General features: G+C 73.2%; 12 protein-coding genes. 10 read left to right on the top strand and 2 right to left on the bottom strand.

What is annotated here, in order from left to right; translation table 11 throughout:
* Positions 1-4: 4 nt before the first annotated feature.
* Genes ACWD3O_RS14070 through fdhD form a run of 5 tightly spaced genes read left to right on the top strand, consistent with a single transcriptional unit; the run spans position 5 to position 6,497 of the window.
* Complete coding sequence (locus ACWD3O_RS14070; RefSeq protein ID WP_451411285.1) at positions 5-976, top strand: 2-dehydropantoate 2-reductase; 972 nt, start codon at positions 5-7, stop codon at positions 974-976.
* Positions 973-2,940, top strand: a complete 1,968-nt coding sequence (locus ACWD3O_RS14065; RefSeq protein ID WP_451416026.1) for a molybdopterin oxidoreductase family protein — start codon at positions 973-975, stop codon at positions 2,938-2,940. Before ACWD3O_RS14070 ends, ACWD3O_RS14065 begins: the two co-directional genes overlap by 4 nt.
* Before the next feature lie 5 nt (positions 2,941-2,945).
* The gene (locus ACWD3O_RS14060) at positions 2,946-4,778 is read left to right on the top strand and encodes an NADH-ubiquinone oxidoreductase-F iron-sulfur binding region domain-containing protein (RefSeq protein ID WP_451416025.1); all 1,833 of its coding nucleotides are present in this window, start codon (positions 2,946-2,948) and stop codon (positions 4,776-4,778) included.
* The gene (locus tag ACWD3O_RS14055) at positions 4,775-5,635 is read left to right on the top strand and encodes a 2Fe-2S iron-sulfur cluster-binding protein (RefSeq protein ID WP_451416024.1); all 861 of its coding nucleotides are present in this window, start codon (positions 4,775-4,777) and stop codon (positions 5,633-5,635) included. Before ACWD3O_RS14060 ends, ACWD3O_RS14055 begins: the two co-directional genes overlap by 4 nt.
* Before the next feature lie 7 nt (positions 5,636-5,642).
* Entirely contained in the window at positions 5,643-6,497 is an 855-nt protein-coding gene (fdhD, locus tag ACWD3O_RS14050; RefSeq protein WP_451416023.1) for a formate dehydrogenase accessory sulfurtransferase FdhD, read from the top strand.
* 132 nt (positions 6,498-6,629) lie between these two features.
* On the opposite strand, the gene ACWD3O_RS14045 is transcribed toward fdhD, so the two are convergent.
* Complete coding sequence (locus tag ACWD3O_RS14045) at positions 6,630-7,652, bottom strand: bile acid:sodium symporter family protein (protein WP_451416022.1); 1,023 nt, start codon at positions 7,650-7,652, stop codon at positions 6,630-6,632.
* Between the two features lie 181 nt (positions 7,653-7,833).
* Between ACWD3O_RS14045 and ACWD3O_RS14040 the strand changes: the two genes are divergently transcribed.
* The 4 genes from ACWD3O_RS14040 (at position 7,834) to ACWD3O_RS14025 (ending at position 12,626) form a co-directional block, all read left to right on the top strand.
* Positions 7,834-8,703, top strand: a complete 870-nt coding sequence (locus ACWD3O_RS14040) for a LysR substrate-binding domain-containing protein (RefSeq protein WP_451416021.1) — start codon at positions 7,834-7,836, stop codon at positions 8,701-8,703.
* A gap of 286 nt (positions 8,704-8,989) precedes the next feature.
* Positions 8,990-10,813: an AMP-dependent synthetase/ligase gene (locus ACWD3O_RS14035; protein ID WP_451411280.1), complete on the top strand. Its 1,824-nt coding sequence runs from the start codon at positions 8,990-8,992 to the stop codon at positions 10,811-10,813.
* A 113-nt stretch (positions 10,814-10,926) separates the two neighbouring features.
* Positions 10,927-11,763 (top strand): aldo/keto reductase, encoded by an 837-nt coding sequence (locus tag ACWD3O_RS14030; RefSeq protein WP_451416020.1) that lies wholly within the window; start codon positions 10,927-10,929, stop codon positions 11,761-11,763.
* A 110-nt stretch (positions 11,764-11,873) separates the two neighbouring features.
* Positions 11,874-12,626: a glycoside hydrolase family 75 protein gene (locus tag ACWD3O_RS14025; protein ID WP_451416019.1), complete on the top strand. Its 753-nt coding sequence runs from the start codon at positions 11,874-11,876 to the stop codon at positions 12,624-12,626.
* 28 nt (positions 12,627-12,654) lie between these two features.
* Here ACWD3O_RS14025 and ACWD3O_RS14020 read toward each other — a convergent pair whose 3' ends face one another.
* On the bottom strand, positions 12,655-12,960 hold the full coding sequence (locus ACWD3O_RS14020; RefSeq protein WP_451416018.1) for a 4a-hydroxytetrahydrobiopterin dehydratase: 306 nt from the start codon (positions 12,958-12,960) through the stop codon (positions 12,655-12,657).
* A 195-nt stretch (positions 12,961-13,155) separates the two neighbouring features.
* Here ACWD3O_RS14020 and ACWD3O_RS14015 point away from each other — a divergent pair, with 195 nt between their 5' ends.
* On the top strand, positions 13,156-14,028 hold the full coding sequence (locus ACWD3O_RS14015; RefSeq protein WP_451411276.1) for a helix-turn-helix domain-containing protein: 873 nt from the start codon (positions 13,156-13,158) through the stop codon (positions 14,026-14,028).
* The last annotated feature ends 111 nt before the right edge of the window (positions 14,029-14,139 follow it).

Genomic DNA, 14,139 nt, shown 5'->3' with positions numbered 1-14,139 from the left:
TCCTGTGAAAGTCGCAGTTCTCGGCGCCGGCGCCATCGGCGCCTATGTGGGCGCCGCTCTGCACCGGGCGGGCGTGGACGTGCGCCTGATCGCCCGCGGACCCCACCTGGAGGCCATGAGACGGGACGGCGTGCGCGTCCTGAGCCCCCGTGGCGACTTCTCGGCGCGGCCACCGGTCACCGACGACCCCACCGAGGTCGGACCGGTGGACTACGTGTTCCTCGGACTCAAGGCGAACGCCTACGCGGCGTGCGGGCCGCTGCTCGAGCCGCTGCTGGAGCCGGGGACGGCCGTCGTCGCCGCCCAGAACGGCATCCCCTGGTGGTACTTCCACCGCCACGGCGGCCCGCACGACGGGCGGCGCCTGCGCAGCGTGGACCCCGACGGCGCGGTCAGTGCGGTGATCGCCCCCGAACGGGCCCTCGGCTGCGTGGTCTACGCGGCCACCGAACTCGCGGCGCCCGGGGTGGTGCGGCACCTGGAAGGCACCCGGTTCTCCGTCGGCGAGCCCGACCGCAGCGTCTCCGCGCGCTGCACCGCGTTCAGCGAGGCCATGACCGCCGGCGGCCTCAAGTGCCCCGTCGAGCGCGACCTGCGCGACGACATCTGGGTCAAGCTGCTGGGCAACGCCACCTTCAACCCGATCAGCGTCCTGACCCGCGCCACCATGCGCGAGATGTGCGTCCACCCCGGCACCCGCCGGGTCGTCGGAACCATGATGACCGAGACCCTGGCGATCGCCGAGGCCCTCGGCTGCACGGTCGGCGTCTCCGTCGAACGCCGGCTCGCGGGCGCCGAGCGCGTCGGCGACCACCGCACCTCCACGCTCCAGGACCTGGAGCGCGGCAAACCGCTCGAACTCGACGTGCTGCTCACCGCGTTGATCGAACTCGCGGAGATCACCGGCGTCGAGACGCCCACCCTACGCACGGTCCACGCGCTGTCGGACCTGCTCGCGCCGAGGAGCGCCGCATGAGCCGCATGAGCCGCACGAGCAACTCCCCGTCGTCCCGCGCCCGCAGGCGCGACAGGACGCCCAAGACCTACACCCGGCTCACCCACCCCCTGGTGCGGGACTCGCGCGACGAGCCGTTCCGGCGCGCCACCTGGGGCGAGGCGCTCGACCGGGTCGCCCGGGCGCTGGTGGAACACCGCGGCGCCTTCGGCATGTTCTCCTGCGCCCGCGCCACCAACGAGATGAATTACGTGGCCCAGAAGTTCGCCCGGGTCGTGATGGGCACCAACAACGTCGACTCCTGCAACCGCACCTGCCACGCGCCCAGCGTGGCCGGCCTGTCCGCGGCCTTCGGCTCCGGCGGCGGCACCTCCTCCTACCAGGAGGTCGAGCACACCGACGTGATCGTCATGTGGGGCTCCAACGCCCGCTTCGCCCACCCCATCTTCTTCCAGCACGTGCTCAAGGGCATCCGCAACGGCGCCCGGATGTACGCCGTCGACCCGCGCCGCACCTCCACCGCCGAGTGGGCGGAGAGCTGGCTGGGCCTCGACGTCGGCACCGACATCCCCCTCGCGCACGCCGTCGGCCGGGAGATCATTGCCGCCGGACTGGTCAACGAGCCGTTCGTGGAGCGCGCCACCAGCGGCTTCGAGGAGTACCGCAAGCTCGTCGAACCGTGGACCCTCTCCCTGGCGGAGCGGGTGACCGGCGTCCCCGCCGAGGCGATCCGGGAACTCGCGCACGCCTACGCCCGCGCCGAACGCGCCCAGCTGTGCTGGACCCTCGGCATCACCGAGCACCACAACGGCACCGACAACGTCCGCGCGCTGATCAACCTGTCGCTGCTCACCGGCCACGTCGGCCGGTACGGCTCCGGACTCCAGCCGCTGCGCGGCCAGAACAACGTGCAGGGCGGCGGCGACATGGGCGCCATCCCCAACCGGCTGCCCGGCTTCCAGGACATCCTCGACCCGGCCGCCCGGCTCAGGTTCGAGAACGCCTGGGGCACCGCCATCCAGCCCCGCTACGGCCTCAACCTCACCGAGATGTTCGAGGCCATGGAGGAGGGCACGCTGCGCGCCGTCTACTGCATCGGCGAGAACCCCGCGCAGTCCGAGGCCGACAGCGAGCAGGCGGTGCGCCGGCTGAGGGAACTCGATTTCCTGGTCGTGCAGGACATCTTCCTGACGAAGACCGCCGAACTCGCCGACGTCGTGCTGCCGTCCACGGCCGGCTGGGCCGAGACCGACGGCACCTTCACCAACAGCGAGCGCCGCGTCCAGCGGGTCCGCGCCGCCGTGAAGCCGCCCGGCGAGGCCCGCGAGGACATCGACATCCTCTGCGACCTCGCCGCCCGGCTCGGCCACGACTGGAAGTACGCCGACGCCGAGTCCGTGTGGAACGAACTGCGCTCCGTCTCCCCGGACCACTACGGCATGACCTACGACCGGCTCGACGAACACCAGGGCATCCAGTGGCCCTGCCCCTCCACCGACGCCCTCGAACCGACCTGGCTGCACGGCAGGCTGTGGGACCCGGACCCCGGACGGCGCGGCAGGCCCGCCCCCTTCGGCCTGGTCCAGCACGACCCGCCGGTCGACGTCACCGACGAGGACTACCCGGTGCGGCTGACCACCGGCCGGCGCCTGGACTCCTACAACACCGGCGTGCAGAGCGGTGGTTTCGCCTCCCCGCTGCGGCGCGGCGAGTACGTCGAACTCAGCCCCGAGGACGCCGAGCGGTTCGGCGTCACCACCGGCGAGCGGGTCCGCGTGCTCTCCCGCCGGGGCACCGTCGTCGCCCCGGTGTGGGTCGAGGACTCCCTGCGGCCGGGCCTGGCCTTCATGACCTTCCACTTCCCCGACGAGGTGGACACCAACGCGCTGACCATCGAGGCCAACTGCCCGATCGCCGGCACCGCCGAGTTCAAGGCGTCGGCGATCCGGATCGAGAAACTCCCCGCCGCTGACCACGTGAGGTGACGCAAGTGGACCTGCACTTCGGCGACAGCAAACCCACCGACGAGGAACGCGCCGCCGTCGACGCCCTGCTCGGCCCGCCGCCGTCCTCCTGGGAGGGCGCCCACCGCGACGAGATACGCGCCGGCGACCTGCGGTGGGCCCGCGGAGGCCGCGCCGCCCGGGACCGCCGCGACCTGCTGCTGCCGGGGCTGCACGCCGTCAACGACCGGGTCGGCTGGATCAGCGACGGCGCCCTGGACTACCTGTGCCGCCGCCTGACCGTCCCGCCCGCCGAGGCCTACGGCGTCGCCACCTTCTACGCCCTCTTCTCCGTGAAACCGCGGCCGCGCACGGTGCTGCACGTCTGCACCGACATCGGCTGCGCCCCGGCCGGCGCCGACCAGGTGCTCGCCGCCGCCCGCGACCGCCTCGGCCCCGGCTCCGGCGTCCAGGTCCAGGCGAGCCCCTGCCTCGGCCTGTGCGAGCGGGCCCCCGCCACCCTGGCGATCCGGGCCGGGGACCCCGTGCGCACCGCCGTCGCCGCGCCCGCCACCGCGGAGTCCGCCGTCCTCGCCGCCACCGCCCCCGAGTCCGCACCCGAGGAACCGCCCGCCGCCCTGGCCGTCCCGCAGGCCGGGCAGCCGGGCCTGACCCTGCTGCGCCGCGTCGGCGTGGTGGACCCGGCCTCCCTGGACGACTACCGGGCGCACGGCGGCTACACCGCGCTGCGCCGCGCCTTCGACCTCGGGCCGGCCGGGGTGATCCGCGAGGTCACCGACTCCGGGCTGCTGGGCCGGGGCGGCGCCGCCTTCCCCACCGGCGTCAAGTGGCAGGCCACCGCCTCCCAGCCCGACCGCCCGCACCACCTGGTCTGCAACGCCGACGAGTCGGAGCCCGGCACCTTCAAGGACCGGGTCCTCATGGAGGGCGACCCCTACGCCCTCGTGGAGGCCATGACCATCGCCGGGTACGCCACCGGCGCCCACCGGGGCTACCTCTACCTGCGCGGCGAGTACCCGCGGGCGCTGCGCCGCCTGCGGCACGCCATCGACCAGGCCCGGGCCCGCGGCTTCCTCGGCGAGGACGTGCTCGGCCAGGGCTACGCCTTCGACATCGAGATCCGGCGGGGCGCAGGCGCCTACATCTGCGGCGAGGAGACCGCGCTCTTCAACTCCATCGAGGGCCGCCGGGGCGAGCCCCGCGCCAAGCCCCCGTTCCCGGTCGAGAAGGGCCTGTTCGGCAAACCCACCGCCGCCAACAACGTGGAGACCCTGGTCAACGTCCTGCCGATCCTGACCCTGGGCGCGCCCGCCTACGCCGCCATCGGCACCGGCAGGTCCACCGGACCCAAGCTCTTCTGCGTCTCCGGCAGCGTCGAGCGGCCCGGCGTCTACGAACTGCCGTTCGGAGCCACGCTCGGCGAACTGCTCGAGCTCGCCGGAGTACGGGACGGGCTGCGGGCCGTGCTGCTCGGCGGCGCGGCCGGCGGCTTCGTCCGGGCCGACGAGCTGGACGTCCCGCTCACCTTCGAAGGCACCCGCGAGGCCGGCACCACGCTCGGCTCCGGCGTGGTGATGGCCTTCGACGACACCGTGCCGCTGCCCCGGCTGCTGCTGCGGATCGCCGAGTTCTTCCGCGACGAGTCCTGCGGCCAGTGCGTGCCCTGCCGGGTCGGCACCGTCCGCCAGGAGGAGGCGCTGCACCGCATCGCCGAACGCACCGGCGCGGACGCCGCCGCCGACATCACCCTGCTGCGCGAGGTGGGACGCGCCATGAAGGACGCCTCGATCTGCGGCCTCGGGCAGACCGCCTGGAACGCCGTGGAATCCGCCATCGACCGACTGGGGGCGTACACGTGACCGCGATACCGCTCGGAGTGCCGCGCCGGCTCCTGGAGTTCACCCTGGACGGGGAGCCGGCCCGGGTCCCCGAGGGCTCCACCGTCCTCGACGCCTGCCGCGCCGCCAACAAGGACGTCCCCACGCTCTGCCAGGGCGACACCCTGGAGCCGCGGAACGCCTGCCGGGTCTGCGTGGTCGAGGTCGAGGGCGCCCGCACCCTGGTCCCGGCCTGCTCCCGCAAGGCCGAGGCGGGCATGGAGGTGCGCACCGACACCGAGCGGACCCGGCACAGCCGGAAGGTGGTGCTGGAACTGCTCGCCTCCTCGGTGGACCTGACCACCACCCCCCAGGTGGCCGGATGGCTCAAGGAGTACAAGGCCGAACCCGGCCGCTTCGGCCCGGACGCCGCCCGCCTCGGCGAGGAGCCCCGGGTCGACAACGACCTCTACGTCCGCGACCTGGACAAATGCATCCTCTGCTACAAGTGCGTGGACGCCTGCGGCGACCAATGGCAGAACACCTTCGCCATCTCCGTCACGGGCCGCGGCTTCGACGCGCGGATCGCCGTGGAGCACGACGGGCCGCTCACCGAGTCCGCCTGCGTCTACTGCGGCAACTGCGTCGAGGTCTGCCCCACCGGGGCGCTGTCGTTCAGGAGCGAGTTCGACATGCGGCAGGCGGGTACATGGGACGAGTCCCGGCAGACGCGGACCACCACGGTCTGCGCCTACTGCGGAGTAGGGTGCAACCTCACCCTGCACGTTCAGGACAATGAGATCGTCAAGGTCACCTCGCCGCACGACAATCCGGTGACCCACGGCAACCTCTGCATCAAGGGCCGCTTCGGCTACCAGCACGTACAGAACCGGGACTGACAGGGCTATGGGACGAGTCACGGAACGACGCAAGGTGATCCGGATCCGCGACGGGGTGGTCTCCGCGCGGCCGGACACGCTCGTCGCCGAGGAACCTCTGGAGATCCGGCTCAACGGCAAGCCGCTGGCCATCACCATGCGCACACCCGGCGACGACTTCGCGCTCGCCGCCGGATTTCTGGTGAGCGAGGGCGTCCTCGGCTCCGGGGCGGAGTTGCGGAACATCGTCTACTGCGCGGGGGCGACCGCCGACGGGTCGAACACCTACAACGTGGTCGACGTGCGGACCGCGCCCGGGGTCGTGATGCCCGACATCACCCTGGAGCGCAACGTCTACACCACCTCCTCCTGCGGGCTGTGCGGCAAGGCCAGCCTGGACGCGGTGCGCACCACGACCCGCTGGGCGATCGACGACGGCGACGGGCCGCCGATGACGCTGGAACCCGCACTCCTGGCCGAACTGCCGGACCGGCTGCGGGCGGCGCAGCAGGTGTTCGACCGCACGGGCGGGCTGCACGCGGCGGCGCTGTTCTCCGAGGACGGCGAGATGCTCGACGTCCGGGAGGACGTGGGACGGCACAACGCGGTCGACAAGCTGGTGGGCCGGGCGCTGCAGAACGACGCGCTGCCGCTCTCGCGGACCGTGCTGATGGTGTCGGGGCGGGCGTCGTTCGAGCTCGCGCAGAAGGCGGTGATGGCGGGGATACCGGTGCTGGCCGCCGTCTCCGCGCCGTCGTCGCTGGCGGTGGACCTCGCCGCGGAGACGGGGCTCACGCTGGTCGGCTTCCTGCGGGGGGCCTCCATGAACGTGTACGCGGGGGAGGGGCGGATCGCCCTGGCGGCGCCCGCCGCCAGGGCCTGATCCTCCACCGCGTGCACCCGGCGGGGTCCCGCCCGGGCGGGGAGCGCCCCCTGCGCCCCCGGGACCCCGCCACCCTCCCGCCCGGCCCGCCACCCTCCCGCCCGGCCCGCCGCGCGTACGGCGCCCCGGCGGTCAGCGGTGCCGGGCGGCGGCGTAGGAGCGGGGGGTCCGCTCGGGCAGGGGGTCGCGTTCGCGGCGGCGGGCGATGACGGCGGCGACCATCAGCTGCATCTGGTGGAACAGCATCAGCGGAAGCACCGCCAGCGCCGCGTCCCCGCCGAACAGCACGCTCGCCATCGGCAGCCCCGCCGCCAGCGACTTCGTCGACCCGGCGAACTGGATCGCCACCCGGTCCCCCCGGTCGAACCGCAGCGCCTTCGCCCCGTACCAGGTGAGCGCCAGCACCACCGCCAGCAGTACCGCCTCCACCGCGAGCAGCTCCAGCAGCCGCACCACGCTGACCTGGCCCCACACGCCGCGCACCATGCCCTGGCTGAACGCCGAGTAGACGACCAGCAGGATCGCCCCCCGGTCCACCAGGGACAGCAGCTTCCCGTGCCGCAGGACGAACCCGCCGACCCACCGCCGCAGCACCTGCCCCGCCAGGAACGGCACCAGCAGCTGCAGGACGATCTTGAGCAGGGAGTCGGCGGAGAACCCGTCCCCGCCGGCGAACTGCCCGCCGAGCAGCAGCGCCGCGAGCAGGGGGGTGACGACGATGCCCGCCAGCGAGGAGAAGGAGCCCGCGCAGATCGCCCCCGGCACGTTGCCGCGGGCGATCGAGGTGAAGGCGATCGAGGACTGGATGGTCGACGGCACCAGGGTGAGGAAGAGCAGACCCTGGAACAGCGCCTCGTCGAGGAGGTACGGCACCAGCGCCCGCGAGGCCAGCCCGAGCAGCGGGAAGAGGACGAAGGTGCAGCCCAGGATGGTCAGGTGGAGCCGCCAGTGGCGCAGGCCGTCCAGCGCCTCGCGGGTGGAGAGCCGCGCGCCGTAGAGGAAGAAGAGGAACGCGACCGCCGCCGTGGCGAGCCCGGAGATCCCCTCGGCCGCCACACCCCGCGCCGGCAGCAGCGCCGCCACCCCCATCGTCGCCAGCAACAGCACGATGTACGGGTCGACCGGCATCCAGCGCGGCCACTGCAGGCGTTTCACGGTGCTCCAGTACTCCATCGCTCACAGGGGGCAGGGTGCGTCGCACGGGGCGAGCACGGCACGCGGACGTGCCCTCTCCATCGTCCACCCTTCCCCCGTGATCGGGAATCCGGCATACCACTCTCACTGTGATCGCCGATCGTGATGACCGGCGGCCGGTCGCCCGGTTAGGGTGCCCCGCATGTACGACCCCTCCCATCTGCGCACCTTCCTGGCCGTGGCGCAGACGCTGAGCTTCACCCGGGCCGCGCACCGCCTCGGGGTCCGGCAGTCGACGGTCAGTCAGCACGTCCGCCGACTGGAGGACGCCACCGGCCGCCCGCTGTTCTCCCGGGACACCCACTCGGTCGAGCTCACCGACGACGGCGAGGCCATGCTGGGGTTCGCCCGCCGCATCCTGGAGGTCCACGAGCAGGCGACGGCGTTCTTCTCCGGCGAGCGCCCCCGCGGCCGGCTGCGCTTCGGCGCCTCCGAGGACTTCGTGCTGACCCGCCTCCCGGAGATCCTGGAGGCCTTCCGCTACGACCACCCCGAGGTGGACCTGGAGCTGACCGTCGAACTCTCCGGCGTGCTCCACGAACGGATGGCGGCCGGGAAGCTGGACCTGATGCTGGCCAAGCGCGGACCGCACGACCCGCGCGGGCAACTGGTGCGCCAGGACCGCCTGGTCTGGATCGGCGCCGAGCGGCTGCGGCTGGATCCCGACCGCCCCGTCCCGTTGATCGTCTATCCTCCGCCGGGCATCACCCGGGCCCTGGCCCTGGAGGCGCTGGAGAAGCAGGGCCGGCCGTGGCGGATCGCCTGCACCAGCGGCAGCCTCAACGGCCTGATCGCCGCCGCCCGCGCCGGGCTGGGCGTGATGCCGCACTCCCGGGGCCTGATCCCGCCGGGGCTGGTCCGGGTCCCGGACCGGGCGGGGCTGCCGGAGCTCGGGCGCGTCGACTTCGTCCTGCTCCACGGCCACCGCCCGGGCCCCGCCCGCAGCGCGGCGCAGGCCCTGGCGGCGGCGCTCCTCGCCGGGGGCGAGCGGCTGCGCCGGGGTCATCCCTGAGCCGTGCGCGGAAGTGCGTGATCCCCACGACACGCGCGACCCGGTGACCGGGGGGCGAGGGTTCGGTGGAGGACCGGTCACACAAGTTACGCCACCGTAGGTCCAGGTGGCCGCCATCCCCCCGTTCACCCCATTCGCCCCCGCCCCGCCGACGGCTTTCGGCCGACCTCGGCCTGCGGACCCCCTCCCGGCGCACCGCCCGGTGAGGTAGTTTCACGCGCCGGGGGGAACGGTTCACAGCGCGTGACCAGAGCGCCGGACCAGGGCACGGAAGCGGGGATCGGCCTTGCGTGAGTTCTTCAACCCGCCACTGGCGGGACCACCGCCGGTCGGCGGACTGGCCGACAGCGTCTTCCAGCGTGCCCGCACGGAACCAGGCCGCGTGGTGCTCTGCCGCAAGGACGGCGGCGCCTGGCGGGACGTCACCGCCGCCGAGTTCCGCGACCAGGTGCTCGCGCTCGCCAAGGGGCTCCTCGCGGAGGGCGTCCGCTTCGGCGACCGGGTCGCCGTGATGGCCCGCACCCGCTACGAGTGGACCCTCTTCGACTTCGCCCTGTGGACCGTGGGCGCGCAGGTGGTGCCCGTCTACCCGACCTCCTCGGCCGAGCAGGTCGCCTGGATGTTCCACGACGCGGAGGTCACCGCCGCCGTCGTCGAGCACGAGGACCACGCCATGACGGTCGCCACCGTCATCGACCGCGCTCCCCGCCTCCGCCACCTGTGGCAGATGGACGCCGGCGCCGTCGAGGAGATCTCCGCGGCCGGCGCCCACCTGGACGACGAGGTCGTGCACCGGCACCGCAACGCCGTCACCCCCGAGACCGTGGCCACCGTCATCTACACGTCCGGCACCACGGGCCGCCCCAAGGGCTGCATCATCACCCACGGCAACTTCATGTTCGAGGCCGACACCATGGTCGGCCGCTGGGAGCCGGTGTTCCACTCACGGTCCGGCGAAGAGGCCTCCACCCTCCTCTTCCTCCCGCTGGCCCACGTGTTCGGCCGGATGGTGGAGGTGGCGGCCGTCCGCCACGGGGTGCGGCTGGGCCACCAGCCCGAACTCAACGCCACCGTCCTGATGGCCGACTTCGCCGCCTTCCGGCCCTCCTTCGTGCTGGCCGTGCCGTACATCTTCGAGAAGATCTTCCACGCGTCCCGGCGCAAGGCGGAGCGCTTCGGCAAGGCCGCCGCCTTCGACAAGGCGGTCGAGGTGGCCGTGCGTCACGCGGAGGCGACGGAGGAACGGGAGTGGGGCCAGGGTCCCGGCCCGTCGGCCGCGCTGCGGATGCAGCACCAGTTCTTCGACAAGCTGGTCTACAACAAGGTCCGTCAGGCCCTCGGCGGACGGGTCAGGCACGCCATGTCGGGCGGCTCGGGCATGGACCGCCGGCTGGGGCTGTTCTACGCCGGGGCGGGCGTGCGCGTCTTCGAGGGCTACGGCCTCACCGAGACCACCGCGGCGGCCACCGCCAACCCGCCCGACCGGGTCCGCCACGGCACCGTCGGGCCCCCGATCCCCGGCGTCACCGTGCACATCGCCGACGACGGCGAGATCTGGCTCGCCGGCGACGGCCTCTTCCACGGCTACCTCAACGACCCCCGGGCCACGGAGGAGGTACTGCGCGGCGGCTGGTTCGCCACCGGCGACATCGGCCGGCTGGACGAGGACGGCTACCTGAGCATCACCGGCCGCAAGAAGGAGATCCTGGTGACCTCCGGCGGCAAGAGCGTCTCCCCGGTGATGCTGGAGGACCGCGTCCGCGACCATCCCCTGGTCGCCCAGTGCCTGGTGGTGGGCGACGACCGCCCGTACATCGCGGCGCTGATCACCCTCGACCAGGAGGCCGTCGAGCACTGGCTCCAGATGCGCGGCAAGCCACCCCTGACCGCCTCCGAACTGGTGCGCGACCCCGCGCTGGAGATGGAGGTCCGGCGCGCCGTGCAGGCCGCCAACAGCATGGTCTCGCAGGCCGAGTCGATCCGTACCTTCCGCATCCTGGCCCAGCCGTTCACCGAGGAACAGGGGCTGCTCACCCCCTCGCTGAAGCTCAAGCGCAAGGCGATCGAGAAGGCCTACGAGGCCGAGGTCGAGGCCCTGTACCGGAGCTGACGGACCGACGGCCGCAACCCGCGCCGACCGGAACGGCCCCTCCCGGAATGCGGCACGCCCGCCGATCGTCGATGATGGGAGGCAATGTCCGTCCAACGAAGGATCGATAGCGCGTGAGCAGCAAGGTCCCCCCGATCGTCCTGAACAACGGCGTGGAGATGCCCCAGCTGGGCTTCGGTGTCTGGCAGATCCCGGACGACGAGGCCGAACGCGCGGTGGCCACCGCCCTGGAGGCGGGCTACCGCAGCATCGACACGGCGGCCGCGTACGGCAACGAGCGCGGAACCGGGAAGGCCGTCGCCGCCTCCGGAATCCCCCGTGAGGAGGTCTTCGTCACCACCAAGCTCTGGAACAGCGACCAGGGCTACGACTCCACCCTGCGCGCCTTCGACACCTCCCTGAAGAAGCTCGGCCTCGACTACGTGGACCTCTACCTCATCCACTGGCCGATGCCGATGCGGGGCACCTTCGTCGAGACCTACAAGGCGTTCGAGAAGCTGTACGCCGACGGCGTGATCCGGGCCATCGGCGTCTCCAACTTCCTCCCGGAGCACCTGCGGACCCTGATGGACGCCACCTCGGTGGTCCCGGCGGTGAACCAGATCGAACTCCACCCCCACCTGCAGCAGGGCGAGGCCCGCGCCTTCCACGCCGACCACGGCATCGCCACCGAGGCGTGGTCCCCGCTGGGCGCCGGCAAGGGCCTCCTCGAGGTCCCGGCCATCGCCGCCGTCGCCCAGAAGCACGGCCGCACCCCGGCCCAGGTGGTGCTGCGCTGGCACCTCCAGACCGGCAACGTCGTGATCCCCAAGTCGGCCACGCCGTCGCGGATCGAGGAGAACTTCGACGTCTTCGGCTTCACCCTGGACGACGAGGACCTCGCCGCGATCCGCGCCCTCGACGAGGGCCGCCGCACCGGCGCCGACCCCGCCACCGCCGACTTCACCTGACGGCACGCCGCCCGGGGCCGCCCGCCGGCCCCGGGCCGGCCACCCGACTGCCTTCCCACTGATCCCACACGGCCGTCCACCACGGCCCGGAGAAAGAGGGTTCCGCAGCAGTGCGCATCACCAGCCTCACCCGAACGGCGGTCCTCGGCGCCACCCTCCTGTGCGCCGCGCTGCTCCCCGCGGGCCTCGCCGGCGCCGCCCCCGACCCCCCGCCCGAGCAGGCCGGGCCCCGGCCCGGCCCCGGACGCGCCGCGCCGGACGGGAAGGTACGGGTCGCCGACCTCCCGGTCACCGCGTGGACCGTCCGCCAGCGGCTGCAGGACTGCCGGAAGATCTCCCGCGGCGTGTACCGCACCGACGCCGGCCGCGGGCCCGCCGTGCCGGTCTGCGGCGGGGGCGACGTGGTCCACTGGACGGCCGACCTCGACGTCGACTGCGACGGCCTGCGCACCAAGCTCTGCAACGAGCGCACCGACCCCTTCTTCCGCCCCGACACCGCCTACCACCAGTCCGACGGCATGCCGCTGCGCGCCGACCGGCTGCCCTACGTGGTCGTGCCCAGGCCCAGCAGGATCTGGGACCACATCGACGCCGGGGTGGGCCCGGGGGACCCGGTGGTGCTGCTGCACGGCGACCGGATCGCCTACGCGGTGGTGGGGGACGTCGGCCCCACCGGCATCATCGGCGAGGCCTCCTACGCCGCCGCCGAGGAACTCGGGCTCGACCCGCACCCCGTCGGCGGCGGGGCCCGGTCGGGCGTCACCTACCTCGTCTTCAAGGACGCCAAGGTGCGGCCCCTGGAGGACGCCCGGGCGGCGGAGCGGCAGGGCCGGCAACTGCTCCGGACCTTCGTCAACCCGTAGGCGGGGGGCGGTGGTACGCCGGGGGTGGTCAGCCCGCGTGGTGGCGGGCGGCCAGTTCCTCGACGCGGCGGGCGAGTTCCACGTCCAGCTCGGTGATCCGGCCGCCCACGCTGTGGGTGTTCACCGACACCGAGACGGTGTCGTAGCCGAGCGTCAGGTCCGCGTGGTGGTCCAGCTCGTCCTGCACCCGGGCGACGTCCGCGACGAGCGCGGCGGCGACCGCGTGCGAGGCCAGGCGGTACGAGCGGGTCAGCCGGTCCTCCGCCACCCGCCAGCCGGGCAGCCCGGTCAGCCGGTCCTCGATCTGCCGGTCCGTCAGCGGCTCGACGGCCATGGTCCGCTCCTCTCCGCGCGTGCTCGTTCCCGGCCAGCGTGCCACAGGCGCGGGGGAGCGCGGGGGGCACACACGGCCGGGAGGCGAAAGTCCCCGAAAGCCTTGGCCACGAAATAACCGGAATGATGGGCGTGCGGAGGCCGGCATGGCAGACTGCCCCCGCGAAGAAGGTGTGAAGCCCTGGGGGAGGACGGCGTGAGCGAGCGGCGCATCGCGCCCACCGTCGGTCAGGTGGTGCTCGGCAGGCGGCTCCAGGAGCTCCGTGAGACGGCCGGACTCAAACGCGAGGAGGCCGCGCGCATCCTGCACGTCGCACCGGCCACCGTCCGCCGGATGGAGACCGCGGAGGTCGCGCTCAAGATCCCGTACGTGCAGATGCTGCTCTCGGCGTACGGGGTGCCCGAGCAGGAGGCCGCCGAGTTCGTCGGCCTCGCCGAGGACGCCAACCGGCCCGGCTGGTGGCAGCGCTTCCACGACGTGCTGCCGGACTGGTTCTCGCTGTACGTCAGCCTCGAGGGCGCGGCGAAGATGCTGCGGTCCTACGAGCCGCACTTCGTGCCGGGGCTGCTGCAGACCGAGGACTACGCGCGGGCCGTGCTGCGGGCCGGGGCCACCGGCGCCGGACCCGCGGCCGAGGCCACGCTCGAACGCCACGTGGCGCTGCGGATGACCCGGCAGCGGCTGCTGGAACGGCCGACGCCGCCGCGGCTGTGGGTGATCGTGGAGGAGACGGTGCTGCGGCGGCCCGTCGGCCCCGACCCGCGGGTGATGCGGGACCAGATCGACCGGCTGCTCGCGGCGACCGAGCGGGACCACATCACGCTGCAGGTCGCGGAGTTCGCGGCCGGTCCGCACCCCGGGGCGTACGCCCCGTTCTCCCTCTTCCGCTTCGCCGAGCCCGAACTGCCCGACATGGTCTTCACCGAGTACCTCACCGGCGCGCTCTACCTGGACTCCCGCGACGAGGTCGCCGCCCACCTGGAGGCGCTGGACCACATGACGGCGCGCGCGGCCTCGACGGAACGCACCCGGACGGTGCTGCGCGAGTACCGGGAGCGGTACGCGTAGGACCGGCCTCCGCGGGCGCGGCGGGGCCCTGCGTGCCGTCCTGGCGTCGGGCGAACCCGCGTACGACGTGGTGTGCCACCTGGACGGAGGCGGAGGGGAGACCGGCGTGAC

The sequence above is a fragment of the Streptomyces sp. NPDC002640 genome (genome assembly GCF_053592575.1).
The sequence above is the reverse complement of the archived record's forward strand: the minus strand, read 5'-3'. Positions and strand labels throughout refer to the sequence as shown.

Coding starts and splice junctions, on each gene's coding strand:
- ACWD3O_RS14065 (WP_451416026.1), top strand. CDS start 973: ATGAGCCGCATGAGCCGCACGAGCAACTCCCCGTCGTCCCGCGCCCGC.
- fdhD (WP_451416023.1), top strand. CDS start 5,643: ATGGGACGAGTCACGGAACGACGCAAGGTGATCCGGATCCGCGACGGG.
- ACWD3O_RS14040 (WP_451416021.1), top strand. CDS start 7,834: ATGTACGACCCCTCCCATCTGCGCACCTTCCTGGCCGTGGCGCAGACG.
- ACWD3O_RS14020 (WP_451416018.1), bottom strand. CDS start 12,960: ATGGCCGTCGAGCCGCTGACGGACCGGCAGATCGAGGACCGGCTGACC.